Here is a 26922-nt window from a genome sequence, read left to right on the forward strand (position 1 = left end):
CAAGGACACTAAAAAAAGAGTGGGACAATAATTTATGCAACTAAAAGGTGATTTCTGTATTCTACAGGAGTCATCTTTTTTAAATCCCATTGGTATCTATGATTGTTGTAATAATCCATAAATTTCTTCATTTCTTTTTTCACTTCTTTTAAATTTTTACATTCTTTTAATTCTAAATGATCTTTCATATGACCAAAAAAAGATTCCATAGGAGCATTATCCCAACAATTGCCTCTTCTAGACATCGATTGCTTTATTCCTTTTCGCTTTAATAAATTTTGAAATTTAGGGCTTGTATAATGAACTCCTTGATCTGAATGAATAAAACAGTTTTCTGCTAATTTAAATCGTTTTCTGCATAATTTTTTAATTGTATTAGTTGCTAATTCTAATTTTAAATTACTTGAAACTTCATAAGCTAGTATTTCATTGGTGGAACCATCTTTAATAGCTGATAGATAAGCTCTCTGCCCTTTGCCATAAGGTAAATAACTGATATCAGTTAATAGTACCTTTCGCGGAAGATTCTGTTTAAATTGTCTATTTAAAGTATTTGGTAAAGTGCTATGTTCTTTAGTGGCTTTTGCTATTTGTTTATATTTATTTGCTTTTCTGTGAGGGCAAACAATATTATATTTCCGCATTATTCTACCTATTTTTTTTAAACTATAGATGATGTTAGAATCCCTTTCTAAGTTCATTTTTATTGATCTAGCACCTCTTTTATATCCTTTTTTACCAAAAGCTTTCAAAATGTGTTTTTTAGCTTTTAAATCTTCTTTTTCTTTTAGCATCAAAGAATTTTTAGAATTTAGATAATTGTAAAAACCAGATCTAGAGACTTTTGCTTGATAACATAAAAATGCTGTCATCTTATTCAAATTGTATTTGTTTATTGTTAGTTCGATCATTTTAAAAATATCTAGTTTTTTTACCACCCCCTTCTCATCTTTTTTAACTTTTTTAAAAACTCATTCTCGATTTCCAAAAGTCTGATTTTAGCTTCTAGTTTTTCCATTTTTTCAGCATCAGTTAATTCTCTATTTTTGGGTCTTCCTGATGAGTGCTCTCTAGAGTCCTTTAAACCTAAAAGACCGTCTTTGTTATATGATTTCTTCCACCTTTGCGCAGACTGTTCAATCCTTTTAATACCAAGAATTTCAATATCAAATCCATTTTCTTCAAAGATTATTCTGGGTAATTTACCTTTTGAATATTCTTCAATAAATTTTTCTTTAAATTCAAGAGCATAAATAATAGATTTATGTGAAACTTTTAGAATGTTTTTATTCTTTGACAATATTTTAATTTCTTTTTCAGTAAATAATTTTTTAGACATTTGAAACTCCTTAACCTTTATTTTAAAGTATACAAAAAACCTGTAAACTTTGACACTCTTTTTTTCTAGTGTCTAGTTTACAGGTTACAGTATATTCTGAGAGTCTTTTTTTTATATTTAATTGCCAATTGTCCTAATACCTGATCTCAGCTCCTTTTAAAGCTCCTATTACATTAATCCAACTGTATGTTGCATCATATATATATTCTGACTCTCACGGCTTGCTTTGAGTAGGATTATGCATTTAGATTTCTTATCAACTAATGTTACTATTGTTGATTTTCTTTTTTCTCCGATTATTATATTAAGACCTTTGAAAAATAAGGTCTTTTTTTTTCAAACAAATTTATATTCCTGGAATTTTTTATAAAAATAATAGGGTTTTCTATTTTTAGATCTATTTAAATCTTATTTCGCTATAAATTTATTTTAAATTCTGTAAAAAAAAACAGATTTTTGACAGACTTATCCCATTAGTTTATTATATAAATTTTTTATATAATTTCATTTTGCTACAAGCTACAAGCTATAAGATTAACTTAATAAAAAATATTAGACCATGCAGGAATCTTTATGGTCTGGCGGTAAATAAAATTAACAATTAACAGAAAAAAATTAGGAGGTGAGACCATGAAGGGAAAAAAGGAAGAGGAAAATTTAATGTTTGAAAGAGATGAGATGGAAGACAACACAGACTTTATGAATCTAGAATTTTTCATGAACCTAGTATTTCTACTTCTTAAAAGATGGAAAGTTATCATAATAGTGGCAGTACCGATAATGATATTGGGAGTGAATTATGCTAGAACCAGACCTAATATTTATAAAGCTGAAGCTACCCTTATGCTGTCTAGTGGGCAGCGTAAATTGAACACTGCAGAGATGTCTAGAAATCAAAGAATGATATCCTCCTATACAGAAATAGCCAGAAGTAAGAGTATTATGAGAAATGTAATTGCAAAATTAGATTTAGATATGGAGCCTGAAAATGTGGCTAATTTGGTAAAGGTAACTCCTATAGATGATACAGAATTTATTAAAATTAGTTATATGGATGGTAATCCTCAAAAAGCAGCTCTTTTAGTAAATGAAGTAGCCAGGGAATTTATCACAAAGATAAAAAAAGTGATGATTTTTGAAAACTTAAAAATTATAGAAAAAGCAGAGGTCCCTAAAGAAGCTATACCTATAAAAAGAAAGCTCATTATAGGAGTTTCAACGATATTAGGGCTTATGTTAGGAATCTTTGTAGTTTTGGCGATGGAATTTTTTCATACTAAGTTGAGAAAGGCAGAAGATATAGAAAAAATAATGGGATGTTCGGTAATATTGAATATACCAGATTTTGATATCCTGGAAGAAGGTGAGAAATAATGGCAGAGAGAAACATATTTTTTAAAAAAGGTCAAAATAATCAGATGGCAGAACTATTTAGGATTCTTAGAACTAATATTTATTTTATGGGAAAAAAAAAGAATAGGGTGGTAGTAGTTACCAGTACCATTCCAGGGGAAGGAAAGAGCACTGTAGCGTCAAATTATGCCATGTCTGTGGCCATAGGTAAAGAGAAAGTGCTTTTGATAGATTGTGATATAAGAAAACCTAGAGCTCACAGCAGTTTTGGGATACAAATAAATCATGGTATGGGGGAGGTTCTTTCAGGAGAAAAAAAAATAGATGAGGTAATCCTTAAGGGAGTGGAGAAAAATTTAGATATTCTACCATCGAAACATATGGATCAAAATGTAAGTGAACTTTTCCTGGGAGATAGAATGAGGAATATCTTGGAGAAGTTAAGGAAGAAATATGATCTTATAGTACTGGACACCCCCCCCCTTATGGTAGTCACAGATGCACTAATTCTTTCGCAATATGGAGACGGAGTATTGTATGTTTGTGGATATGATATGGTGACTAAGCAAGAAATGAATCAGGCAAAAAAAATGTTAGATTCTGCAGGGGTAACTCTTTATGGTGTAATTGTAAATAGGATAAACAAGGACGGTTATTCCCATGGTAATTATGGATATTATAACTATAAATATAAAGATTATCAGGATTATTTTAATGGTGATAAACAATGACCGATCTTCATTGCCATATTCTACCAAAGATAGATGATGGAGCTAGAAATATATCTGAATCCATAGATATGGCCTTAGCTGCCAAAAAATTGGGGTATAAAAAATTATGTTGTACTTCCCACTATAGGGTTGGGAGGTATGAAAATCAAAGTTATGAAGGATCTTTTGAGGAATTAAAAAAGGAGTTGAAAACTAGGAAGATAGAGATAGAAATCTTAGAGGGAAATGAACTTTTTTTAGATTTTGAAGGATTAGAAGCTCTTAGGGATGGGAAGGTCAAGACCCTGGGTGGGAGTAAATATATTTTAGTTGAAGAGATGCCAGGGATGACAGTTATGGCACTGAACTCTACTTTGGAAATGGTGAGGGAATTAGGATATAAACCAATCCTTGCACACGTAGAAAGGTATCTTCATATAAAGATAGATGAACTCAGAAAATTAAAAGAAGAAGGTTGTATACTGCAGATGAATTTAAAATCTTTAAATAATTCTTTAAGGGAGAGGTGTAGGATATTGCTGCTCAAAGGATTAATAGATGTAGTGGCTTCAGATGCTCATAGAATAGACAGAAGAAATTATGATTTGATGGAAGAAAAAATGATTCTAGATGAGATAGTTGGGGGAGAAAATGCAAGGATTTTAATGAAAACAAACCCGGATAGAATATTAGAAGATGGAAAATTAATGGAGGTGATAACAGATGAAAAAAAAGAGTCTTATAGGAGTAGTGTTGTTGGGACTTTCCTTACAGAGTTATTCAATCGATTTAGATCTTGAATCTGCAATGAACATGGCGATCCAAGGAAATCCAGATATGAGGGTAAAAAAATTAGAAATTGAAAAGAATGAATTGGGAGAAACTATAGCTAAGAAGGCATTGCTGCCAAACATAGGTGTTAGTTTAGGCTATGATTTTATTGAAGATGAAGACAGTAAGAGTGTGTCAACATCCATTCCAATCTATACGGGAGGAGTCCTCACCAACAATATAAAACTTGCTAAATTAAATAATAAGGTGGGACTTTCAGAATTAGAGATTCTTAAATTGGATATCAGGGAGCAGGTAATCTCTAAATATTTTCAGATACTGAATTTACAAAAAAGATTAGAGATAGGCGGGATTGTGATAGAGACTCTGGAAAAACAAAAACAAAGGCTGGAAAGTCTATTCAATGGAATTAAACTTATTCCGAAATCGGAATTATTAAAGGTGGAGTCCGATCTTTTAGCTGCTCAGGCTTCTAAATTTAGAGATGAAAAGGCCATGGAAATAGCTACTTATGATATGAAGATACTTCTTGGAATAGACATTTCGGAGGAGCTTATCTTAAGAGAATTCAAATATGAAAATATAGATGTGGATTCCTATGATTTGGAATCGGATATAATGATAGCCCTAGCCAATGGGAATAGAGCCGATATAGAAAAACTGAGGATGGAGATAGCAGAGAGGGAATTAGATATTGCAAGGGCGGATTTTAAGCCTACGGTGTCATTAAGCGCCAGTTATAATTTGGATGGTTATGATTTAAGTGGGTATGAGAAAGTCAGTGATGATGAATGGAGGGTATCACTGAGTGCTTCCTGGGAACTTTTTAGTTGGGGAAGCAGTATAGATAATATGAATCGAAGTAAAAAGTCATTGAAACAGGCTAATATAGAGATGAACAAAGGATTGGATCAGCTCTCTGTAGAGATTAGAGGAAGATACAATGAGATGCAAACTCTATATATGGAAGCTGAGACTGAGGAAAAAAAACTGGATATGTCCAAGGAGAACCTGAGAATAGATACAATGAGATATGACAGTGGTATGATCAGTTCCTTGGATTATCTAGATTCGGTAAACAGGTTAAAGGATTCTGAAGAGATGTTTTATCTGCTTCAAAGACAGTTAGTTTTGGCAAGGGTGGAGTATGAAAATTTATTGAAGTAGAGGATATAGAATTATTATAAAAAAAATCAGCCAAGAATGGCACAAACCAACAAAGTTGTTAGGTTTGTTTTGGAGGACAGATATATGAAGACAAATAAAATTATATTGTTAGCTCTAATTATTGCCATTGGAGGAATCTTCATGATGAAAAATGAAGATGTGGATGATGGTAGCAGGGCAATAAAGGCGGTAAAAATAAGTACTGTGAAGACTGGGGATTTAAATGAGAGTCTTTTTTTTGAAGGGGTCGTAACTCCCAGGGAAAGTATACCTATTTATCTGAATTTTCCTGTTATTGTGGATAAGATATTGGTAAGAGAGGGAACAGAGGTAGAAAAAGGAGAAGAACTCATAATTTTTAGTCCCTCAACTAAAATAAATTTCGAAAGAGAACTACAAATGGCAGAGCTAGATATAAAAAATATTGAATTACAACTAGCTGATTTAAACTCGGGATCCATTAAATTAGAGTTAGAAAGTAGGAAACTTGAAATTAAGACATTAAATGAAGATATAAAAGCTCTCAATAGACAACTTTCTATTATAATTTTTGAAGCTAAAAATTCTAGGAAAGAAGCGAATGCAAAGATGAAACTTTTAGATAATGATGCTATTTCATCGACAGATGTTAATATGGCTATTACTGCTGCTAATAGAAATGAGATGGAGGTAGTAGATACTAAGACTGCCCTAGAACTTTCCAAACAAAAATATGAACTTATGATATCGAGTTATGAGAGACTTAAAAGAGAGCTGAATCTTCAAAAACTGAGGATTGAGGGAGAATATCAAAAACAAAAATTAAAAAAACAAGATATAGAGGAAAAATTGGAAAAAGTAGGGAAGCCATTGACAGCTCCTATAAATGGAATAATTACAGAACTTCTTGTAGAAAAAGGAACACATGCAGGAGCAGGAATTAAGTTATTATCTATAGCTGCTATAGGAGATAATATGGTTAAATTGAATATTCCTGTGCAACAGGCAAAGTGGATAAGGAAGGGTCAAAATTCTAAAATAATAGTTAGAGAAGGATTTGAAGAACAGGTTGTTTCAGGAAGGGTAGAGAGTGTAGCTAGAGTTGCCAAAACCATAGGAGGGGCAGATTATACAGAGAGGATAATAGAGGTAGAAATATCTTCAAATAATAAAAATCTTAAACTTGGGTACTCTGTAGGAGTAGAGATAGAGGGAGAGAACAGAATAAATCTTAAGTTAATAGATGCTTTTTCTATTTTTCAAGAAGATGAAAAAAATTATGTATATACAGTAGAAGATAATAGGGTGAAAAAAACCTTGGTAGAAATAGGAGCTAAAACAGTTTCAAAATTTGAGGTATTAAATCTTGCTGAGGGAACTCAAATAGTGGTAAATCCATTTAAAGTAAAGGATGGGGATAGGATAAAAATAAGAAAATAAAGGTAGGAGGGAAGAGGATGAGTTTCTGGATAGCATGGAGATTGATGTGGGGAAATAAAATTAGAATTTTCTTTCCCTTTGCAGGTATTACAATAGGAATAGCTTCTCTTATACTTATATTTTCTTTGGGAGAAGGAGGGAAAAAAGCCATAAAGGCTGACCTGGCAGCCCTTGCAGAAAATAGAATCATGTTAGGAGGGGAACGATTTGACATATCCGATGTTAGGCTTATTGAAGAAATTCCATATATAAGTTATGTCTATCTACCTCAAGGAACTTTAGGAAATAATGATATAAGAATAAAAGGATATTCTCAAAGAGCCCTTTCTCAACTTGGAATAAGTCGGAAATTGAGGGAAGGAGAGGTGCTTATAGAGAAGAATTCAGTAGAAATACTCAAGGGAAACGGACTTTTAAAAGGAAATCAATTGGAGGTTCAATTAGGAGCAAGTAGAGTAAAATTAAGGGTCATAGGAGAATACCACGAAAAAAATCCTGTTGAGATGATTAGACCGGGAGGGAAGGGAATCATAGGGTTAGAAACTTTGGAAAACATTTTGAATAAAAAAAAATATGACCAGATGATAGTAGCTTTTCAAAATGGAGAGAATACAGAGGATCTTCTTCCCATGGTAATCCAACAATTGGAAAGAAAATATGGGAGAAGGGGTGAATTTTATATTTTAGAAGGTTCGGCAGGGTATAAAAAGATTGAGAAGATAAAAAAAACTCTTGATATTTTTTTAAAAGCAATAGGAATTATAGCCATGATAGGGGGAGGGCTAGGAATTAGCAATCTTATGGCAGCAAATGTCAGAGAAAGATCGAGTCATATAGGAATTATGAGAGCTGTTGGAATAAGCAAAAATATTATTTTGAAGATATTTCTTCTAGAAGGAAGTTTTATTTCCTTAGCGGGAGGGATAACAGGTATTCTGGCAGGAATTTTAGGAGGGATAATTATAGGTAGAATTATAGGAGTCCCTCCAATTTTTAAGATAGAACATATAACAGGGATATTAATTTCTGCTCTTTTTACAGGAATTATATTTGGGCTGCTTCCTGCCAGAAGAGCTTCTCAGATGGAAGTGGTGACTGCCCTCAATATAGATTAAAAAAATAAGGTGATGAGGATGATAAAAGATGCTAGGACAAGACACATAATCAAATTATTTTTAGATATGCTGCTACTGAGTTCTGCTTTTGTATTTTCTTTTATAATAAAATTTGAAGGTGATTGGGGGAAATATTTTAAAATTAAATATGTACTTCATTTTTTATTTGCTTATATTATTTTAAATTTAGTTTTAAAAATAAATTTAAAAAGTTGGAGATATATGGATTCGTTGGATGTATTTAATATAATTTCTACAGTTGCATTATCTAATATACTGTATGTCTTAGGAATAGTATTTTTAAATCTAGCTAAATTTCCTATGGGATTATTCTCACTTTTAATAATATTTGAAATAGGATTTTTGTTGATGGGAAGATATATAATCAGGATAAAAAGAACCTTAATGAGTATTCAGAGGAAAAGAAAGTGTGAAATTGATAAAACCAGGGTTTTAATAATGGGTGCAGGAGAAGCAGGAGAAGCACTTTTAATGGAAGCTAGAAAAAATTCTGATTTTAAACTGCAAATAATAGGATTAATAGATGATGATCCTGAAAAAAAAAATATGATCCTTCATGGTAAAAGAGTCTGGGGAAACAGATTTGATATTCCGAGATTAGTGGATGAATTTGACATTAGGGAGATTATAATAGCTATCCCAACTATGAGGGGAAAGGAAATAAAGAAAGTCTATAAATTAATAGATACGGAGAAGGTAGAAGTCAAGATATTACCTGGTTATAATGAAATCTTAGAGGGAAGTTCCTACCTGAATCAAATTAGAAATGTCAAGGTAGAGGACCTTCTGGGGCGTGAAATAATAGATGTAAATAGTAAAGAGGTAGCTAATGGTATAGAGGGGAAGGTAGTATTAATAACTGGAGGAGCAGGATCTATAGGATCGGAACTTTCAAGACAGGTAGCTAAATATAATCCTAAAAAATTAATAAATATAGATCTAAATGAAAATTCTATATATTTTTTAGAATTGGAATTAAAAAGAAAACATCCTAATTTAGATATTATAAGTGAGATAGGAAATATAAGGGAAAAAGAAAAAATGGAGTATTTATTTAAAAAATATAGACCTAATATAGTTTTCCATGCTGCTGCACACAAACATGTACCATTGATGGAACATAATCCAGAGGAAGCCATTAAAAATAATATCTTTGGTACTAAAAATATAATAGATTTATCGGATAAATACGAGGTGGAAAGATTTGTTGGTGTATCTACAGATAAGGCAGTAAATCCTACTAATATCATGGGAGCTACTAAGAGGGTAGTTGAGATGTTGGTGGAGGATAAGGATACAAAAAGTAAAACTAAATTTATAGCAGTAAGATTTGGAAATGTGTTGGGAAGTAATGGGAGTGTGATTCCATTATTTAAAAAGCTAATAAATGAAAGGGAAAATATTACAGTAACTCATCCAGAAATAACAAGATATTTTATGACCATACCAGAAGCCGCAAGTTTGGTTATAGAAGCTGGAATCATGAGTAAGGGTGGAGAAGTATTTATCTTAGATATGGGAGAATCGGTAAAAATAATGGATTTAGCTAAAAATCTGATTGAATTATCCGGATTGACCTTGGGAGAGGATATAGACATAGAAATAATAGGACTGAGACCTGGGGAAAAATTATATGAGGAATTACTCTATGACGTGAAGAGTGCAAAAAAAACAGAGAATAAAAAAATATACATAGCTAAATTAGATGATAAAAATGAAATGGATAATTTAGTTTATTTAGAAAAACTGGAAGAAAAATTAAACTCCCATGAATATGGAAGATTAAAAGAAATCATGAAAAAGATGGTAGTAACCTTTAAAGAACCTGAGGAAGTGAATAAAAACAATTGCGAAAAATAGAAAGAGGATAAATATTCTGATTAATTTACTTTAGAAAAAGTATGAATTAAAAAGGAGAGGAGTCAAGATGGGAATTTATTTTAAAGAAGAGTATGCCAAGATTTATGAGTTGAATGGGGATGGAAAGGTTGAAAAATTCCAATATGAAGGTGGGGATGGGAGGGTAGAATATCTCTTTTTAAAAAGGGATATTGAATTATCAGAAGGAAGATATTATGACATCACTACCCCTTATGGATATGGAGGTCCATTGTTTTTTCCTGAAAGTTCAGAAAAACTCACTAAGTTAATATCAAATTTCAGAGAAGAATTCGAGAGTTACTGCAAAAAAAATAAAATAATTTCAGAGTTTATAAGGTTTCATCCCATATTAAGGAACCACAGGTTTATGGAAAGATATGTCAAGACCATAAATGCCGGGGCTACTGTATACATAGATTTGAGTTCCGAAGAGGAGATCCTTTTAAATATGAAGAGAACTTGTCGCAAAAGTATAAAAAGATCCATGGAAAAGGGGTTCAAGGCAGAAATGGATAACAGCAACCAAGCCTGGGATAAATTTATAGACCTCTATTATATGACAATGAATAAAAATAATGCAGAAAATTATTACTATTTTCCCCGGGAGTATTTTGAAAATATGAGAGCTCTTTTGAGGGAAAGGGCACTCATATTTAAAACTACTTATAAAGATAAGGTTGTTTCTGCTATTCTTGTTTTAGCTGGAGAAGATGGAATACATGGGCACTTACATGCTACCGATCCTGAATATTACAGGGAATCACCCAACAACATTCTCATATATACTGTTGCCCTATGGGGTTTAAAAAATGGATATAAAACCTTTCATTTAGGCGGAGGATACGGTGGAGCAGAGGATACCCTCTTTAAGTTTAAGAGTTCATTCAATAAAAATGGAGCTTTGGAATTTTACATTGGAGAAAAGATACATGATCACAAAGTATATAACAATCTTACTAAACTTCATGAGAAGAAAAGGCCGGAGAAAAAAGGAGAAAATCTTGAATTCTTTCCTCTCTACAGGAGGTAAGATGGGAGGAAAAACATTGAATCAGAGGGAGGTAAATATGAAGGAAATTAAAGGATTCTGGGAAGGGAAACAATCAGATATATCCCTGTCTGTTCCCAATTTATCAGAGGATGCTCTTGAAAATATAAGGGAGTGTATAGGGACAGGGTGGTTAGTTAGAGGGAGATTTGTGACGGAATTTGAGGAGATGCTTGCCAGATATACCAATTTAGAAAAGGTAGTCACTGTACAGAGTGGAACAGCTGGTTTACATGAGGCCTATAGATTGCTCGGCATAGAGGATGGAGATGAGTTTATAGTTCCCAATGTTACTTTTATATCTACTGTAAATGCAGCAGTATATTTAAAGGCTCATCCAATATTTATGGATTGTGACAATAGTCTGAATATGGATCTGGATAAGTTGGAAGAATTTTTGAAAATAGAATGCGAAGAAAGGGAGGAGGGCATCTACAACAAAAAAAGCGGGAGAAGAATAAAGGTCATAGCCGTTGTACACCTCTTTGGCAATCTCATCGATATGGAAAGGGTAATGGAAATAGCTGAAAGATATGGATTGAAGGTTCTTGAAGATGCAGCCCAAGCCATGGGAAGCTTTTATACAGCAGGGGAATACAAGGGAAGGCATGCAGGAACCGTGGGTGATCTGGGAGTTATTTCCTTTAATGCCAATAAGATAATAACAGCAGCAGGAGGAGGAGTTATTCTTTCGAAAGATTTAGATCTTTTGCAGGAAGCAAGGTTTCTTGCAGCAGTGGCAAAAACACCATCTCCTTATATCTCTCATGATGAGGTGGGGTATAACTATGGCCTTACCAATGTTCAGGGAGCTTTTGGTGTAAGTCAGATGAAAAAATTAGAGGAGTTTGTAGAGGTGAAAATAAAAAATTATAACCTTTATAAAACTATGATTGAAGATATAGAAGGTATTGAGCTTCTTTCCGTTAATAAGGGGACCCGCTCCAATCATTGGTTCTATGCGATAGTTATAGATAAGGAAAAGTATGGAATCAGCAGGAATGAGCTTTTTGAAAAACTTACTGAAGCTGGAATCCAGACCTGTCCTCTCTGGGGACTTATGTCTGAACAGAAACCATTTAAAGATTATCAGAGTTATAAGATAGAAAAATCAAAATATTATGTAGAAAATACCCTCAACATACCTTGCAGCACAAACCTTAAAGAAAAGGAAGTGGTGAAGGTGGTTGAAAAACTGAGGGAGTTTTCCAAATAATCTTGGCTAAAATGATAAAGGAGGGAAGGGTGTATAGGAAATATTTCAAGAGATTAATGGATATTGTATTTGCTTTAATAATATTTTCCGGATTCTGGTGGGTCTATCTCATAGTGGGGGTACTGGTGAGAATTAAACTGGGATCCCCTGTCATCTTTAAACAGGACAGACCTGGAAAGGATGGCAAAATTTTCACCCTGTATAAGTTTAGGACTATGCTGGATACAGCGGACGCTCTGGGAAAACTTCTTCCAAATGAAAAGAGGTTTACCAAGTTTGGGTTATTGCTCAGGTCCACCAGCTTGGATGAACTGCCCCAGGCGTGGAACGTACTTAGGGGGGAAATGAGCTTTGTAGGGCCAAGGCCATTATTCATAAGGTATTTAAGCAGGTATTCCAAGGAACAGGGAAGAAGGCATGAGGTGAAGCCGGGGATTACCGGGTGGGCCCAGGTAAAGGGAAGAAACAGTATTTCCTGGGATGAAAAATTTAAAATGGACGTGGAGTATGTAAATAACTATAGTTTTCTCATGGACCTGAAGATAATACTCCTCACAGCGAAGAAAGTATTTTGTAGAGAGGGAGTTTCCCCTGAAGGACAGATAATAGTTGATGAATTTATGGGAAATGAGGAAAAAGAGTAATTGAATGAGAGGTTCTCTTAGGAAGGTGAGGAGGGATGAAAAAGGTTCTCGTTGTGGCAACACTCCAAAAAACCATTAAAGGTTTTTTAATTCCACATATAAAAAAATTGGAAGAAAATGGTTATGAAGTTTGGATAGCAACAAACTGTTCAGAATGTTTAGAGATAGAGGAGCTGAAAGATAATAATTGGATAAATATTGAATTTAGTAGAAACCCTTTTTCTATCTATTCCTTACAAGCACTAAAACAGATAAAAAGATTGCTCTCGGAAGAAAAATTTGAATTCATACATTTCCATACACCGGTAGCAGCTTTTATAGGAAGAGTGGCAGCTAGATTTTTAAAGTTAAAAAATATTACATATACAGTTCATGGATTTCACTTTTATGATGGAGCACCTCTGCTCAATTGGTTGTTATATTATCCGTTAGAGTATATAGCTATGAGATGGACAGACAAAATAATAACTATAAATCAGGAAGACTTTGAAAGAGCACAGAAAATGGCTGGTAGCAGAACCAAAGTATATAAAATAGATGGTGTGGGATTAGATCTAGAAAAATATTCTAAAGGCAATAGAGAAAAGGTAAGAAAAGAATTTGAATTATCAGAAAAAGACTTTATTATTACTACAATAGGAGAGCTTAATAAAAATAAAAATCAAATTCAGCTAATAAAAGCTATTGAAGTGTTAGAGCCTAAATTTAAAGCTTTGATAGTTGGAGTTGGAAACAAGGAAAAAGAATTAAAAAGTTATGTAAAAAATAAAAAGTTAAAAAAAAGAGTATTATTTTTAGGGTTTAGAAAAGATATAAATGATATTATAGCAACTAGTGATGTGTTAGTTTCTATGTCCTATAGGGAAGGACTTCCGAGGAATATAATGGAGGGGTTGGCTCAAGGTAAACCTTTTGTTGTGACTAATATAAGAGGAAATAGAGATATTATAATAGATAATAAAAATGGTTATTTAGTAGAGGTTGATGATTATGGCAAAACAAGTGAAATGATAAAAAAATTGGGAGTGGGAGGAAACTATAGAAGAATAGAAAAGAATAATTTAAAGTATGCAGAAAAATATTCTATAAAAAAAATATTGCAAAATATGGAAGGTATTTATAATGAAGGTAGCATTAGTAAATCATAATTTAGGATCAGGCGGAGTGGAAAAATTAATATATGATATGGCTGTTGAAATGAAAAATAATAATATCGATGTAGACATAGTTCTTTTAACCAGCGTAAATGGAGTATACGATGATTTTTTGAAGGGAAAAGGAATTAATATAATACATCTAAGTAATAAATGGGATATATATAGTCCTAAAAATATTTTTAGATTGGTTAAAGTATTAAAAAAATATGATGTAGTTCATACACATATTTACTCAGCACAATTATGGACAGCTTTTGCCAGTTATTTATTACCTAAAGAGATTAAGTATATTACTACAGAACATAGTACGACAAATAGAAGAAGAGGTAATAAGATATTTAGAATTATAGATAGGTGGATGTATTCTAGATATGATAAGGTTGTCTCCATTACCTCTGAGGTGAAAAAAGAGTTAGAAAACTGGATTGGGAAAAATAAAAACACAGACATTGTAATAGAAAACGGAATTAAATTAAATGATTATATTACTGCAAAGCCAAATAAAAGGGAAGAATTTAATCTAGAAGTAGGGGATAAAATACTGATAATGATATCTAGATTTTCTCCACCAAAAGATCATGCTACACTAATAGATGCAATGGCGCATTTAGATCCTGAATATAAGTTACTTTTAGTGGGGGAAGGAGAATTAAAGGAACAATGTATAAATCAAGTAAAGAATCTAAAAATAGAAGATAGGGTTTTATTTTTAGGGTACAGAAGAGATGTTCCTAATTTGTTAAAGATGTGTGACGGAGCTATTTTATCCTCATTTTATGAGGGATTACCAATATCGGCTCTTGAAATAATGGCCAGTGGGATCCCGTTTATAGCTAGTGATGTTCCAGGATTAACAGATTTAGTTAAGAACTGTGGGATTTTATTTAAACAAGGTAAAACCCTCGAATTAAAGGGGAAAATAAAAGAAGTAATGGAAAATAAAAAAATAAAAGAGGAGGTAGTTGCTAGAGGTACTGAAAAATCAGAAAGATATTCTATTGAAAATAAAGTAAAAGAATATTTAACTCTATACAAAAATTAAAAAAGAGGTGGTAAAATTGAAGTTAACAATTTTTACTCCAACATATAATAGAGCATATACTTTATATAAATGTTATGAAAGCTTAAAAAGACAAAGTGAAAAAAATTTTAAATGGTTAATAATAGATGATGGATCAAGTGATGGGACAGAAAAAATGGTTGAAAAATGGAAGGGTGAAAAAAATGATTTTGATATATTATATTATTATCAAAAGAATCAAGGCATGCACGGGGCACACAATACAGCCTATAGTTTGATAGATACTGAATTAAATGTATGTATTGATTCAGATGACTATATGACGGACGATGCGGTGGAAAAAATATTAAAATTTTGGCAAACAAATAAAGATAAAAAAATCTGTGGTTTCGCAGCATTAAATGCTAAAGAAAATGGAGAATTAATAGGAACAAGATTTCCAAAAGATTTAAAAACTAGTAAGTCGTTTGAACTTTATAGTAAGCATGGTGTGAGAGGGGATAAGAAATTTATTTATAGAACAGAAATAACTAAATTATATCCTTATCCTTTGTTTAAAGGAGAGAAATATGTAGGATTGGATTATAAATATAAAAAATATGACTTAGATTACGAACTGGCATTAATGAATGAAGTAGTATGTATAGTAGAGTATTTAGAAGATGGATCATCTAAAAATATGTTAAATCAATATCTAAAAAATCCAAAGGGATTTTCTTTTTATAGAAAAGAAAATATGAAATATCCAAATACCGGACTACTGTATAAATATAAAGAATGTATACACTATGTAGCCAGTAGTATAATATGTAAAAATAAATCTTTTTTGAAAGAAAGTCCGTTAAAAATACTGACATTTTTAGCACTGCCCGCAGGATATATCTTTTTCCTTTATATCTTAAAAAATGCCGGGGAGGATAACAAAGGAGCATTTTTATGGAAATATTTTATATAACCTTATTCTTTTCTACATTAATATCCTATGCAGGAAGAGTTAATGGAAAAAGGAATGAACTAAATCGTTATTTTAAAGAACCAAATATAATATTTTTTTATATAACAACTAGTATTTTAATTTTAGTCTCAGGACTAAGGTGGAATATAGGAGACACATATTTTTATAAACATAGTTATAGATTAGCAGGACTGGGCTATGATGTAGGATATGAATATGCCTTTAATAGATTAATAATAATATTGAATAAAATATCATCAGATCCACAGCTTTTGTTGTTGGTAACAGCATTAATAACTAATTTATTTATATTGGGGGCTATAAAAAAATATTCCACATATTTTGAACTTTCAGTATATATGTATATAACATCTGGATATTATTTAGTAACTATGAATGGGATAAGACAGACATTAGCGGCTTCTATCTTCTTTTATTTTGGGATCAAATACATAATAGAAAAGAAATTCATAAAATACCTTATTCTTCTGGGTATATTGTCGCTATTCCATTCAACAGTCCCCTTCCTGTTGATTTGTTATTTCTTTGGCCAGGAAAAGCCGTGGAGTAAGAAGATGGGATTATTTATTGTTGGTTCGTTGTTTGGAGCGGTATTTTATAATATGCTAATAGGTGTAGGAGCAGCAGTAATCGGTGAATATTCCATTTATTTAACCAATTTTAATGAGGGGGGAGCTCATATATTAAGAATAATAATCTCAGCAGTACCGGTAGCTTTAGCATTCTATAAAAGAGAAGTATTGGCAAAGAAGTGGAAGTTTTCCAATGTGTTTATAAATATATCATTATTAAATTTTGTATTTATGATTTTTTCACTCCATAACTGGATCTTTGTGAGATTTAGTATGTACTTAAGTCTTGTAAATTTAGTACTACTGCCGTATATAATTAAAAATTGTTTTAAGGGGAACGATAGAAAGATACTTTATATAGGGTGTGTTGTTGCTTATTTTGTATACTTTTTCTACGATCAAGCAATAACAATGGGAATTCATTATAGGAGTGTAATACTAGGAATATATTAGGGAGTATAGCATATGAGAGTAAGAGTTTCATGTATTTAATAACTTTTTAAACTTTAGTGAGGAGGAGTATATGAAAGTAAGTATAGTAGTTCCAATTTATAATGCAGAAAAATATTTGGAAAAATGTATTGAATCAATTATAAATCAAAGTTTTAAGGATTTTGAACTTATTTTAGTTAATGACGGCTCTACAGATAAGAGTTTAAATGTATGTAATAAATATAAGAATAGAGACAGTAGAATAAGGGTGATTGATAAGGAAAATGAGGGATCAATATTAACTAGAAGGAGAGGAGTAAATTTAGCCGAAGGGAAATATCTGATGTTTTCTGATGCTGATGACTATGTTGAAAAAGAAAGTCTAAAAAAAATGGTAGATGAAGCCGAAAAACATGATTTAGATATAGTAATAGGAAATAACTGTCAATTCCTAGATAGATTTTCAATTATAAAGAGAAATTATATTTATTTTAAAGAAAATAAAATTATAGTTGGAGATAAAATAAGAACAGATATTGCATCGGCATACTTGCATGGGGATCCTTTTCCTGCAAGTTTATTTGGAAAGTTGTATAAAAGTGAATTGATAAAAAAATCGGGGAAATATCTCAAAAATATCGAGTTTTTCGGGGATGATTTGTACTTGAACCTAGAAGTATTTTTAAAAGCTAAGAAAATAAAGATCATAACCGATAATGTTTATAACTATAGATATGGCGGAAATACAAGTAGATATATGAGCTATATGTTTAGTGATGTGGTTAATGGATATAAGATACAAAAAGAAGTGATCGAAGAGTTTTACCAAGATAGTAGAGAGAAAAGATATGGAGGGATTAGTATATTGCTTTTAAAGTTCTTAAAAGCCTGTATAGAGAATTGTTTTGCAGGCAAATTACCTAAAAGAGAAATAGAAAGCTCAATTTTGAAATATTTAAGCGATGAAAATATTATAGAAGCAAGTAAAAATAAAGATTCAATTAAATGTTTTACCAAGGAATTCATAGGAGCCATTAAAGATAAAGATATTGGTTATTTTTATGAAAAAATTAATGGCGAATATAAAAAGAAATTTTTATTTAGAAAACTTAAGTATATTGTTTCAAAGCTATAAGGGTTTATTAGGATAATATTAATAATTGAATTCAATAAAGATTTAGGTGTGGGAGGTTTAAGAATGAAGGATAACCCTTTAATAAGCATAATAACAGTATGCTATAACAGTGAGCACTGATGCATCTTTAAATTCTAAGAGAATAATAGAATACTATGGTCGTAGATGGGAAATTGAAGTCATTTCTTATGTATATAAAAAAGCTTTGTCTGGAGGAAAGTTAGAGGAACTTTATGAAGAATTTAGAGTTCCTGCTTAAATTTGCACAAGTTGAGTTAATTAATTTTTTAAACTCTAGTGAGGAGGAGTATATGAAAGTAAGTATAGTAGTTCCAATTTATAATGCAGAAAAATATTTAGAAAAATGTATTGGATCAATTATAAATCAAAGTTTTAAGGATTTTGAACTTATTTTAGTTAATGACGGTTCTACAGATAATAGTTTAAATGTATGTAATAAATATAAGAATAAAGACAGCAGAATAAGAGTGATTGATAAGGAAAATGAGGGATCAATATTAACTAGAAGGAGAGGAGTAAATTTAGCTAAAGGAAAATATCTGATGTTTTGTGATTCTGATGACTATGTTGAAAAAGAAAGTCTAAAAAAATTGGTAGATGAAGCCGAAAAACATGATTTAGATATAGTAATAGGAAATACCTGTAAATTTATAGATAGATTTTCAATTATAAAAAGAAGTAGCAAAAATAATATTTATTTTAAAGAAAATAAAATTATAGTTGGAGATAAAATAAGAACAGATATTGCATCGGCATACTTACATGGGCATCCTTTCCCTGCAAGTTTAGTTGGAAAGTTGTATAGAAGTGAATTGATAAAAAAATCGGGGAAATATCTCAAAAATATCGAGTTTTTGGGTGAGGATCTGTACTTGAACCTAGAAGTATTTTTAAAAGCTAAGAAGATAAAGATCATAACCGATAATGTTTATAACTATAGATATGGCGGAAATACAAATGGATATATGAGCTATATGTTTAGTGATGCTGTCAATGGATATAAGATACAAAAAGAAGTGATCGAAGAGTTTTACCAAGATAGTAGAGAGAAAAGATATGGAGGGATTAGCATAATGCTTTTAAATTACTTAAAAACCTGTATAGAAAATTGTTTTGTAGGCAAATTACCTAAAAGAGAAATAGAAAGCTCAATTTTGAAATACTTAAGCGATGAAAATATTATAGAAGCAAGTGAAAATAAAGGTTCGATTAAATATTTTACCAAGGAATTCATAGGAGCCATTAAAGATAAAGATGTCGGTTTTTTTTATGAAAAAATTAATGGCGAATATAAAAAGAAATTTTTATTTAGAAAACTTAAGTATATTATTTCAAAGCTATAAGGGTGAATTAATATGAGTGATAAAATTAAAGTTTTACATGTTGTTGGAACAATGAATATGGGGGGAGCGGAAACAATGCTTATGAATTTATACAGGAATATAGATAGAAAAAAGATTGAATTTTCATTCCTTCAATATGTAGATAATGGATCCTATTATGATGATGAAATTATAAAACTTGGTGGGAAAATAATAAGATTAAAGCCAGTTCGAGAAAGAGGGGTATTAAAAGCTATATCAGATTTAAAGAGTGTTATTGAAAAAGAAAAATATGATGTTGTTCATGCACATACATTATTTAATTGTGGAATAGCAATGATCGCAGCTAAGAGAGCAGGAGTAAAGATAAGAATCTCACATGCTCATACAAGTCAAGAAACTAACTTTGGATTGGTAAAAAAAATATATTATTTATTTATGAATTTGATGATAAAATATGCAACTACAAAATATGTCGGTGTTAGTGAAGGAGCGGGTAAATTTTTGTTTGGAAACTCTATTGTTAATTCCAATAAATATAGTTTTTTACCTAATTTTATTGAATATAAAACTATATTAAATAATTCTAATAGAAAATCAATAAGACAGGAATTAGGTGTTGATAAAAATGAATTTGTTATTGGAAATGTAGGCAGATTTATTCCTCTAAAAAATCAGAAACTTATAATAGAGATTGCAAAGAAATTAAAATCCAATAATGAAAAAATTAAAGTCTTGTTAGTTGGTGATGGAGATGAAAGAGAAAACTTATTAGCTTTAGTTAGAAAATATAATTTAGAAAAAGAAGTTATTTTTACAGGATATCGAACAGACACGGATAATTTGTTGGGTGCTATGGATATATTTATTTTTCCATCATTATTTGAAGGCTTTGGGATGGTTGGGGTTGAAGCACAAGTTGCTGGATTACCTTGCATTGTTTCGAGCAACCTTCCAAAAGAAATTGATTTAGAATTGGGATTGATAGAAAGAGTAAGTTTAAACGATGCTGTTGAAAAATGGGTTGATGCAGTAACGAGTAAAAAAGATAAAAGAGAATTGGATAAAAGAAAAATAGAAAAAGCTCTAGTTGACGTAAGTTTTACAAAAGAAAAGATAATAGAAGAATTTTATAAATTATACGAAATTATTTAAAGTGGAGGAAATCTATGAATAAAATATTGATTTCGTCTTTCGATATGCAAGTAGGAGGGGTAGAACGAAGTCTAATTAGTATGTTAAACAACTTTGATTATAATAATAACGAGGTTGATCTCATACTCTATAGTCATACAGGGGATTTTATGGAGCTTTTACCGAGTACCCCAAATCTTCTCCCTGAGATAAAAAAATATAAAACATTTAGGCAAGGGATAGGGAAGGTGATAAAGGAAGGAAATATTGGAATAGGGCTGGGAAGATTAATAGCAAAGAAAAAGGGGATAAAAAATCAAAGAAAAAATAAAACTAATAATGAGGATTACTCACAGATGCAATATATGTGGAAATATACTCTTCCATACCTACCTAAGATAGAAAAAAAATACGATGTAGCAATCAGCTATCTTTGGCCGCATTATTTTGTAGCTGAAAAGGTAAATGCTAAAACAAAGATAGCTTGGATACATACAGATTATTCCAATATAAGGACAGATATAGAGTTGGATCTAGATATGTGGAATAAATTTAATTATATAGTTTCTATATCGGATTCTGTGACAACTTCTTTTTTAGTCAAGTATCCATCTTTAAAAGATAAAATTATTCTGATAGAAAATATAACATCACCTGAATTTATACAAAAAATGTCTGAAGAAGAGTTAGAAGAAGACGTATTCAAGGAAAACTTCAATTTACTTTCTGTGGCAAGGTTATCCCATGCAAAGGGAATAGATAACGGAGTAAGGGCTTTAAAGATACTCCATGACAGAGGTTATAAAGATATTAAGTGGTACGTCATAGGATACGGTGGGGATGAAGAGATGATAAAAAGCCTAATAAAAGAAAATCAACTGGAAGACAGCTTTATAGTATTGGGTAAAAAGATAAATCCCTATCCATATATGAAAAAATGTGATATTTATGTACAGCCTTCAAGATATGAAGGGAAAGCTGTAACCGTAACAGAGGCACAGATCCTGGGAAAACCCATTGTTGTAACAAACTACCCTACTGCGAAAAGTCAGGTGAAAGATGGTATAGATGGCTATATTACAGAGATGGGATCTGAAGGGATAGCCGATGGAATAGAAAAACTTTATCTGGGCAAAGAATTAAGAGAAAAATTAGCGGAAAACTGCAGGGATACGGACTATGGAAATAATGAAGAGTTAGAAAAACTATATAATATAATTTAGGGGGTGAAATAGCATGAAGATGATATCAGTGTTAGATACAAGTGTATGTACAAGAAATGTGGGAGATGAAATAATTATGGAGTGTGTAAAATCACAACTTAGAGATATTTTTCCTAGAACAATGTTTTTAAAAGTTCCAACTCATGAGAGGGTTACAAAAATAAGCTCTATTAAGATGAGGGAGACAGAAATAGGATTTGTAGGAGGTACAAATTTATTAGCATTTAATATGTGCTATCCAATAAATCAATGGAATATACATCTATGGAATATTAAAAATTTTAGTAATAATGATATAGTATTGATGGGAGTAGGTAGTCAAAATTATGGAGATAAAATCAATTGGTATACCAAATTGCTATATAAAAAAGTACTAACACCTAAATATTTACACTCTGTAAGAGATAGTTATACAGAAAATATGCTTAAAAAAATGGGTATAAATAATGTAATTAATACAGGGTGTCCTACTTTATGGTCATTAACTGAAAAACATTGTGAAAATATACCTACTAGAAAATCCAAAAATGTAATATGTACTTTTACTGATTACAGGAAAGATATCGATAAAGATAAGGAATTAGCAGAAATATTATTTAAAAATTACGAAAATGTATATTGTTGGATACAAGGATCGAATGATTTTGATTATATAAAATCTATCTCAGATAAATTTATATTAGTTGATCCCCATTTGGAAGAGTATGATAGGATATTAGAATCGGATATAGATTTAGACTATGTTGGAACTAGACTACATGCAGGTATTAGAGCTATGCAAAAAGGAAGAAGAACTATAATACTATCTATTGACAATAGAGCAAGAGAGATGGGGAAAGATTATAATATGAATGTTTTAGATAGAACGGACATAGATAAATTAGAAAAATATATACATAGTGAATTTAAAACTAATATAAAATTAAACATAGATAATATAAACATGTGGAAAAACCAATTTAATAAGAAGGAGTGATTATATGAAAACTCAAGGACATGTTAGGTTAGATAAAGTAGATATAATAGGAAATAGAATAGATTATTTTTTTTCAGTATCAGATGACCTTAAAAAGTTTTTTGAAGATGAACTTCATATGTTTGTAGAGTATGAAGAAAATATTGAAAATATCCCACTAAGCATATTAGTAATACCATTTGTAGCAAATATTATGCCTTTAATGTGGATTACAAATTGTATTTTATGGATAGAAGAAATTGACAGAGAGTATTATGATTCACTTAAACAAATAAAAAATGCATATCAAGATATGTATTTTAGCTATAAACTAGGTGGAGTAATAGTTCCAGTAAAAGTCATTACCAATAAATATGAAGTGAAGAGACCAGCAGCACAATTATTTAGTGGAGGATTAGATTCAATAGCAACATGTATAAGGATTGTTGGCAAAAACCCTTTATTAATAAATATATATGGCTGGTATAAGAATAAGATTATACAAAATGATGTATTCGATTCAGATAAAAAAAATATAACAGATTTCGGCATAAAAAATAACCTTGAAACGAAGTTTGTAAAGTCAAATTTTGCTACTTTTATTATTTCAAAAGAAGTAGATAAAAAGTATAGTAAAAAATTAAAAAGTTCATGGTGGTTTGGTTTACAACATGGAATGTCATTTATAGGACATGCTATACCATTAGCATATAAATATAATGTAGAAAATATATATATTGCTAGTAGTTATTCTTTAGGAGAAGAAAGAGGTTCTTGTTCATCTGATCCAGTAGTAGATATAGAAATTAAATATTCTTCGGGAGGAGTTATACATGATGGGTTTGAATTAATTAGACAAGATAAAATAAGGTTAGTTGTCAAAAAACAAAATGAAATAAATGATAAGTATACTCTTAGGGTGTGCTCGTTTAATGACAGAAACTGTTGTAAATGCGAAAAATGCTTTAGAACTATTTTAGGATTAGTAGCTGAAGGCAAGAGCAAAAAAGAACTAGAGCAATTTGATTTTTATATTGACAAAGAATTAAAAGAACATTTTAGTGAATTAATGGATGAAAAAATACATTTATTTGGTGTAGATGAAGAATATAATGATTATTGGATTGATATAAAAAAAAGAATATTAGAAAACAAAAATAATATAACTGAAGAGGAATTTGTGAAGTGGTTTTTGGGTTATAACTTTTTTAAACAAAGAAAAAGAGCTGTACTAAGGTATAGGATAACTAATATAGTTCCTATATTAAAAAGAAAAATATTTGGAGAAAATAAACAATAAGAGTAAGAAATTCTATTAACAATATGGTATTTGGAATAGGAAGTCAAATAATAAGTAGTATTTTAGCATTTATTACTCCTAATATATATATTAGGAGTTGAATATTTAGGGATAGAAGGATTATTTACTGATATATTATCTATTTTATCATTAACAAATCTAGGGATAGAGTCAGCGATTATATTTAGCCTATATAAACCACTTAATAGAAATAAAAGGATACATGGATTTATATGGAAAAGCATATAGAACTATAGGTGCAATAGTATTAATATTAATACTAATTCCATGCTTACCTTATATTATAAAAACTGATATAGGAATAAAAGAAAACATAATATATATATACACTATGTTTTTGTGAAATTCAAGCATTTCATACTTCTATGTATATAAACATTCAGTACTTAGAACTAGTCAGCAAGTTTACTTAATTTCTAAAACACACACTTATTTTATTTTTATATCCAATATTTTACAAATAATTTCACTTGTTGCATTTAATTTGATAATCTAGGAATTATTAGGAGTAAAATCCGACCCTTATCCATTTATAAAAAACTGTGATATATATGTTCAAAGCTCCGGATTTGAGGGGTTTGATATTACAATTGCAGAGGCAAGAATACTTAACAAACCAGTAGTAGCAACGGAATTTAATGCTGTATATGATCAGATGGTCAATGGAAAAAATGCATTAGTAGTTGAAATGAGTTTAAACGGAATTTATGAGGGAATAAAAAGGCTTGTTGAAGAGAATGAATTAAAAAAAATTTATCATTTGATAGAAAACTAAAATGAGATGCCTAAGGATAAATATAAGATAACTATATTAATGTTAGAGAAATATGGAGATTTTTTAGAAAATATTCCTAAGGATGTTGAAGTTAAATATTTAGAAAATTTATTAAAAAGGATTAAATTATGAGAATTGAAAATTCAATAAAAAATATATATATGAGTTTATTAACCCAGGTAATAATAACAATTCTAGGCTTTATATCAAGGAAGATATTTTTAGATAATCTTGGATTAGATTATTTAGGTGTTAATGGAATATTGTCTAGTATTCTTTCTATGATGAGTTTAGTGGAAGGTGGAATAGGATCAAGTATAGTCTATAATTTGTATAAGCCGTTAGCTGAAAATAAGGAAGAAGAAGTTATAGCATTAGTTCAATTATTTAAAAAGTTATACAGTATACTAGCTTTAGTTATATTTGGATTAAGTTTATTAGTATATCCATTTATAGGTTTTGTAATGAAGGGAAATAAGGGAGTTTCATTTATAGGAATAATTTATTTTATATTTGTTTTCAAGAATATGATAAGTTATTTAAATGCACATAAATGGGCGCTAATAAGTGTAGATCAAAAGGAGTATATTTTAGCCAAATATAATTTGGGTTTTTATATAATAACAACGATAGTTAAAATAATGGTTTTAACAATAACTCAAAATTATATATTATATCTATCGATAGAAGTTGGAATATTTATAATTCAAAATATTTACAATGGAGCTATTGTAAATAAAAGATATTCTTATATAAAAACTAAGAAAAAATATGAAGTTGATAAGGCAACAAAAGAAAATTTAATAATGAATGTAAAAGCAATATTTTTACATAATATAGGGATTTGGATTGTTTTTGGAACGGATAATTTGCTAATCGGTGGATTTATAGGTGTTGTAACTGTGGGACTATATTCAAATTATACAATGATTATAGGACAATTAAGAACATTATTAACTCCGATTATTGATAGTATTGGTGCGAGTGTTGGAAATCTTGTTGCAACTGAAAGTAAAGATAAAAGTTTTAAGATTTTTAAAATAATTTATTTGATTAACTTCTGGATATATTCATTTACTGTAATATTTTTATACAATCTTCTGGAACCATTTATAAATTGGTGGTTAGACAGAGGGCTTTTATTGAATAAATTAGCATTTGTTTTTATATTGATTAATTTATATATAACGGGATTGAGAGAATCTATTCTTATGTTTAAAAATAAAGCAGGAATATTTACTCAGGATAAATATATGCCATTAGTAGAATCAATAATAAATCTAGGAACTTCTTTAATGTTAATTAAATATTTCGGATTAGCAGGAATATTTATGGGGACGACTATAAGTACAATCGTAATTCCGTTCTGGATTCAACCAAATTTAGTTTATAAGTATGTGTTTAATAAATCCTCAATAGAGTATTTTAAAAAATATGTTTTTTATATAGTTTTAACTTTAGGAGTTGGAACTTTAACTACTTATCTATGTAACTTCATAGAGAAGGGGAGTTTGTTAGCTCTAGTCATAAGAGGATCAATATGCGTATTTGTAGTCAATTTAACTTATTTAATAATATTTTTTAAATCGGAAGAATTTCAATACCTACTAGGAATTGTAAAAAATATTGTGGGAAGCAAAATTAAAAAAAATCAAACCGTGAAAATAAAATTAAAAAGTTTTAAGCTAATCTTAAAGAAAACAAAAAAAAGAAAGGATATTTAAAAATGGATTTTATTTTTTTATGGTCATGGCTAAATATGATGGTAAAAATTTTAAATGTTGGATTATCAAAAGAAGAGCATCACTTTAGGTGTATTATTGAAACAAGTACACCACCTAAAATAAAAAATCCCTCATAAAGAAAATCCCATAAAATGTAATCACCAAAACAACCTTTAAAAGGAGTTCCCTATAAAAGAATATAATTATGTTAGCATAACCGAAAGAGAAAAAATGGTAATTCTTTATACTTAAAATTTTTCTAAAAGAGAAATAAGTTAGAAGAATCAAACATTCACACTATTGTTTTTATCTATAGAACTTAAAGGAGCATTCCTGTATAATAAAAAAGTAAATGGTTGAAAAAAAAAGATACCTCGATGTAAAATTAAGACGACTAAACCCTAATATTTTACGGAGGTATCCACATGAAGTTTAACCAAAATAGCAAA

At 30.2% G+C, this 26922-nt stretch carries 22 protein-coding genes and 1 pseudogene; 22 read left to right on the top strand and 1 reads right to left on the bottom strand.

Annotation, left to right across the window (positions count from 1 at the left end):
- Positions 1-32: 32 nt before the first annotated feature.
- Positions 33-1339, bottom strand: a protein-coding gene (locus DYH56_RS06710; protein WP_369928199.1) for an IS3 family transposase whose coding sequence is annotated in 2 segments (ribosomal slippage) — positions 33-958 and positions 958-1339 — 1308 coding nt in all. Because the reading frame shifts where the segments join, the coding sequence is not laid out codon by codon here.
- 630 nt (positions 1340-1969) lie between these two features.
- Between DYH56_RS06710 and DYH56_RS06715 the strand changes: the two genes are divergently transcribed.
- From DYH56_RS06715 to DYH56_RS06820, 22 genes and pseudogenes are all read left to right on the top strand, one after another.
- The gene (locus DYH56_RS06715) at positions 1970-2713 is read left to right on the top strand and encodes a YveK family protein (RefSeq protein WP_114642099.1); all 744 of its coding nucleotides are present in this window, start codon (positions 1970-1972) and stop codon (positions 2711-2713) included.
- Positions 2713-3423: a CpsD/CapB family tyrosine-protein kinase gene (locus DYH56_RS06720; protein ID WP_114642100.1), complete on the top strand. Its 711-nt coding sequence runs from the start codon at positions 2713-2715 to the stop codon at positions 3421-3423. The genes DYH56_RS06715 and DYH56_RS06720 overlap by 1 nt, the downstream gene beginning before the upstream one ends.
- Complete coding sequence (locus DYH56_RS06725) at positions 3420-4202, top strand: tyrosine-protein phosphatase (RefSeq protein ID WP_114642101.1); 783 nt, start codon at positions 3420-3422, stop codon at positions 4200-4202. The genes DYH56_RS06720 and DYH56_RS06725 overlap by 4 nt, the downstream gene beginning before the upstream one ends.
- Positions 4126-5361 (top strand): TolC family protein, encoded by a 1236-nt coding sequence (locus DYH56_RS06730; protein WP_114642102.1) that lies wholly within the window; start codon positions 4126-4128, stop codon positions 5359-5361. Before DYH56_RS06725 ends, DYH56_RS06730 begins: the two co-directional genes overlap by 77 nt.
- A gap of 84 nt (positions 5362-5445) precedes the next feature.
- Complete coding sequence (locus DYH56_RS06735; protein WP_158539087.1) at positions 5446-6780, top strand: efflux RND transporter periplasmic adaptor subunit; 1335 nt, start codon at positions 5446-5448, stop codon at positions 6778-6780.
- A gap of 17 nt (positions 6781-6797) precedes the next feature.
- A complete protein-coding gene (locus DYH56_RS06740) occupies positions 6798-7895 on the top strand; it encodes an ABC transporter permease (RefSeq protein WP_114642104.1) in 1098 nt (365 codons plus the stop codon).
- An 18-nt stretch (positions 7896-7913) separates the two neighbouring features.
- Positions 7914-9776 (top strand): polysaccharide biosynthesis protein, encoded by a 1863-nt coding sequence (locus tag DYH56_RS06745; RefSeq protein WP_158539088.1) that lies wholly within the window; start codon positions 7914-7916, stop codon positions 9774-9776.
- A gap of 67 nt (positions 9777-9843) precedes the next feature.
- On the top strand, positions 9844-10827 hold the full coding sequence (locus DYH56_RS06750; RefSeq protein WP_114642106.1) for a GNAT family N-acetyltransferase: 984 nt from the start codon (positions 9844-9846) through the stop codon (positions 10825-10827).
- 1 nt (position 10828) lies between these two features.
- Positions 10829-12061: an aminotransferase class I/II-fold pyridoxal phosphate-dependent enzyme gene (locus DYH56_RS06755; protein WP_233500003.1), complete on the top strand. Its 1233-nt coding sequence runs from the start codon at positions 10829-10831 to the stop codon at positions 12059-12061.
- 11 nt (positions 12062-12072) lie between these two features.
- Positions 12073-12705 (top strand): sugar transferase, encoded by a 633-nt coding sequence (locus tag DYH56_RS06760; RefSeq protein ID WP_202922759.1) that lies wholly within the window; start codon positions 12073-12075, stop codon positions 12703-12705.
- A 35-nt stretch (positions 12706-12740) separates the two neighbouring features.
- Positions 12741-13853 carry a glycosyltransferase family 4 protein gene (locus DYH56_RS06765; protein ID WP_114642108.1) on the top strand — a complete coding sequence of 371 codons (1113 nt, stop codon included), beginning with the start codon at positions 12741-12743 and terminating at the stop codon, positions 13851-13853.
- Positions 13828-14904 carry a glycosyltransferase gene (locus DYH56_RS06770; protein WP_114642109.1) on the top strand — a complete coding sequence of 359 codons (1077 nt, stop codon included), beginning with the start codon at positions 13828-13830 and terminating at the stop codon, positions 14902-14904. Before DYH56_RS06765 ends, DYH56_RS06770 begins: the two co-directional genes overlap by 26 nt.
- Before the next feature lie 16 nt (positions 14905-14920).
- Positions 14921-15838 carry a glycosyltransferase family 2 protein gene (locus DYH56_RS06775; RefSeq protein WP_199532985.1) on the top strand — a complete coding sequence of 306 codons (918 nt, stop codon included), beginning with the start codon at positions 14921-14923 and terminating at the stop codon, positions 15836-15838.
- On the top strand, positions 15820-16884 hold the full coding sequence (locus tag DYH56_RS06780; protein WP_114642111.1) for an EpsG family protein: 1065 nt from the start codon (positions 15820-15822) through the stop codon (positions 16882-16884). The genes DYH56_RS06775 and DYH56_RS06780 overlap by 19 nt, the downstream gene beginning before the upstream one ends.
- Before the next feature lie 70 nt (positions 16885-16954).
- Positions 16955-17998 (top strand): glycosyltransferase family 2 protein, encoded by a 1044-nt coding sequence (locus tag DYH56_RS06785; protein WP_114642112.1) that lies wholly within the window; start codon positions 16955-16957, stop codon positions 17996-17998.
- 311 nt (positions 17999-18309) lie between these two features.
- Positions 18310-19362 (top strand): glycosyltransferase family 2 protein, encoded by a 1053-nt coding sequence (locus DYH56_RS06790; RefSeq protein ID WP_158539089.1) that lies wholly within the window; start codon positions 18310-18312, stop codon positions 19360-19362.
- Between the two features lie 12 nt (positions 19363-19374).
- Positions 19375-20496, top strand: coding sequence for a glycosyltransferase family 1 protein (locus DYH56_RS06795; RefSeq protein ID WP_114642114.1), 1122 nt, complete (start codon positions 19375-19377; stop codon positions 20494-20496).
- 14 nt (positions 20497-20510) lie between these two features.
- Complete coding sequence (locus tag DYH56_RS06800; protein ID WP_114642115.1) at positions 20511-21698, top strand: glycosyltransferase; 1188 nt, start codon at positions 20511-20513, stop codon at positions 21696-21698.
- A 13-nt stretch (positions 21699-21711) separates the two neighbouring features.
- The gene (locus tag DYH56_RS06805; RefSeq protein ID WP_114642116.1) at positions 21712-22674 is read left to right on the top strand and encodes a polysaccharide pyruvyl transferase family protein; all 963 of its coding nucleotides are present in this window, start codon (positions 21712-21714) and stop codon (positions 22672-22674) included.
- Between the two features lie 4 nt (positions 22675-22678).
- The gene (locus DYH56_RS06810; protein WP_114642117.1) at positions 22679-23953 is read left to right on the top strand and encodes a peptidase; all 1275 of its coding nucleotides are present in this window, start codon (positions 22679-22681) and stop codon (positions 23951-23953) included.
- 535 nt (positions 23954-24488) lie between these two features.
- A pseudogene (locus DYH56_RS06815) lies at positions 24489-24749 on the top strand (glycosyltransferase); the annotation flags it as partial.
- 128 nt (positions 24750-24877) lie between these two features.
- On the top strand, positions 24878-26473 hold the full coding sequence (locus DYH56_RS06820) for a lipopolysaccharide biosynthesis protein (RefSeq protein ID WP_199532986.1): 1596 nt from the start codon (positions 24878-24880) through the stop codon (positions 26471-26473).
- Positions 26474-26922 lie beyond the last annotated feature (449 nt).

The sequence above is a fragment of the Psychrilyobacter piezotolerans genome (genome assembly GCF_003391055.1).
Taxonomy (GTDB): Bacteria; Fusobacteriota; Fusobacteriia; order Fusobacteriales; family Fusobacteriaceae; genus Psychrilyobacter; species Psychrilyobacter piezotolerans.

Coding starts and splice junctions, on each gene's coding strand:
- DYH56_RS06820 (WP_199532986.1), top strand. CDS start 24,878: ATGAGAATTGAAAATTCAATAAAAAATATATATATGAGTTTATTAACC.
- DYH56_RS06755 (WP_233500003.1), top strand. CDS start 10,829: ATGGGAGGAAAAACATTGAATCAGAGGGAGGTAAATATGAAGGAAATT.
- DYH56_RS06810 (WP_114642117.1), top strand. CDS start 22,679: ATGAAAACTCAAGGACATGTTAGGTTAGATAAAGTAGATATAATAGGA.
- DYH56_RS06770 (WP_114642109.1), top strand. CDS start 13,828: ATGAAGGTAGCATTAGTAAATCATAATTTAGGATCAGGCGGAGTGGAA.
- DYH56_RS06780 (WP_114642111.1), top strand. CDS start 15,820: ATGGAAATATTTTATATAACCTTATTCTTTTCTACATTAATATCCTAT.
- DYH56_RS06795 (WP_114642114.1), top strand. CDS start 19,375: ATGAGTGATAAAATTAAAGTTTTACATGTTGTTGGAACAATGAATATG.
- DYH56_RS06740 (WP_114642104.1), top strand. CDS start 6,798: ATGAGTTTCTGGATAGCATGGAGATTGATGTGGGGAAATAAAATTAGA.
- DYH56_RS06785 (WP_114642112.1), top strand. CDS start 16,955: ATGAAAGTAAGTATAGTAGTTCCAATTTATAATGCAGAAAAATATTTG.
- DYH56_RS06790 (WP_158539089.1), top strand. CDS start 18,310: ATGAAAGTAAGTATAGTAGTTCCAATTTATAATGCAGAAAAATATTTA.
- DYH56_RS06750 (WP_114642106.1), top strand. CDS start 9,844: ATGGGAATTTATTTTAAAGAAGAGTATGCCAAGATTTATGAGTTGAAT.
- DYH56_RS06725 (WP_114642101.1), top strand. CDS start 3,420: ATGACCGATCTTCATTGCCATATTCTACCAAAGATAGATGATGGAGCT.
- DYH56_RS06805 (WP_114642116.1), top strand. CDS start 21,712: ATGAAGATGATATCAGTGTTAGATACAAGTGTATGTACAAGAAATGTG.
- DYH56_RS06735 (WP_158539087.1), top strand. CDS start 5,446: ATGAAGACAAATAAAATTATATTGTTAGCTCTAATTATTGCCATTGGA.
- DYH56_RS06765 (WP_114642108.1), top strand. CDS start 12,741: ATGAAAAAGGTTCTCGTTGTGGCAACACTCCAAAAAACCATTAAAGGT.
- DYH56_RS06720 (WP_114642100.1), top strand. CDS start 2,713: ATGGCAGAGAGAAACATATTTTTTAAAAAAGGTCAAAATAATCAGATG.
- DYH56_RS06715 (WP_114642099.1), top strand. CDS start 1,970: ATGAAGGGAAAAAAGGAAGAGGAAAATTTAATGTTTGAAAGAGATGAG.
- DYH56_RS06800 (WP_114642115.1), top strand. CDS start 20,511: ATGAATAAAATATTGATTTCGTCTTTCGATATGCAAGTAGGAGGGGTA.
- DYH56_RS06730 (WP_114642102.1), top strand. CDS start 4,126: ATGAAAAAAAAGAGTCTTATAGGAGTAGTGTTGTTGGGACTTTCCTTA.
- DYH56_RS06745 (WP_158539088.1), top strand. CDS start 7,914: ATGATAAAAGATGCTAGGACAAGACACATAATCAAATTATTTTTAGAT.
- DYH56_RS06760 (WP_202922759.1), top strand. CDS start 12,073: ATGATAAAGGAGGGAAGGGTGTATAGGAAATATTTCAAGAGATTAATG.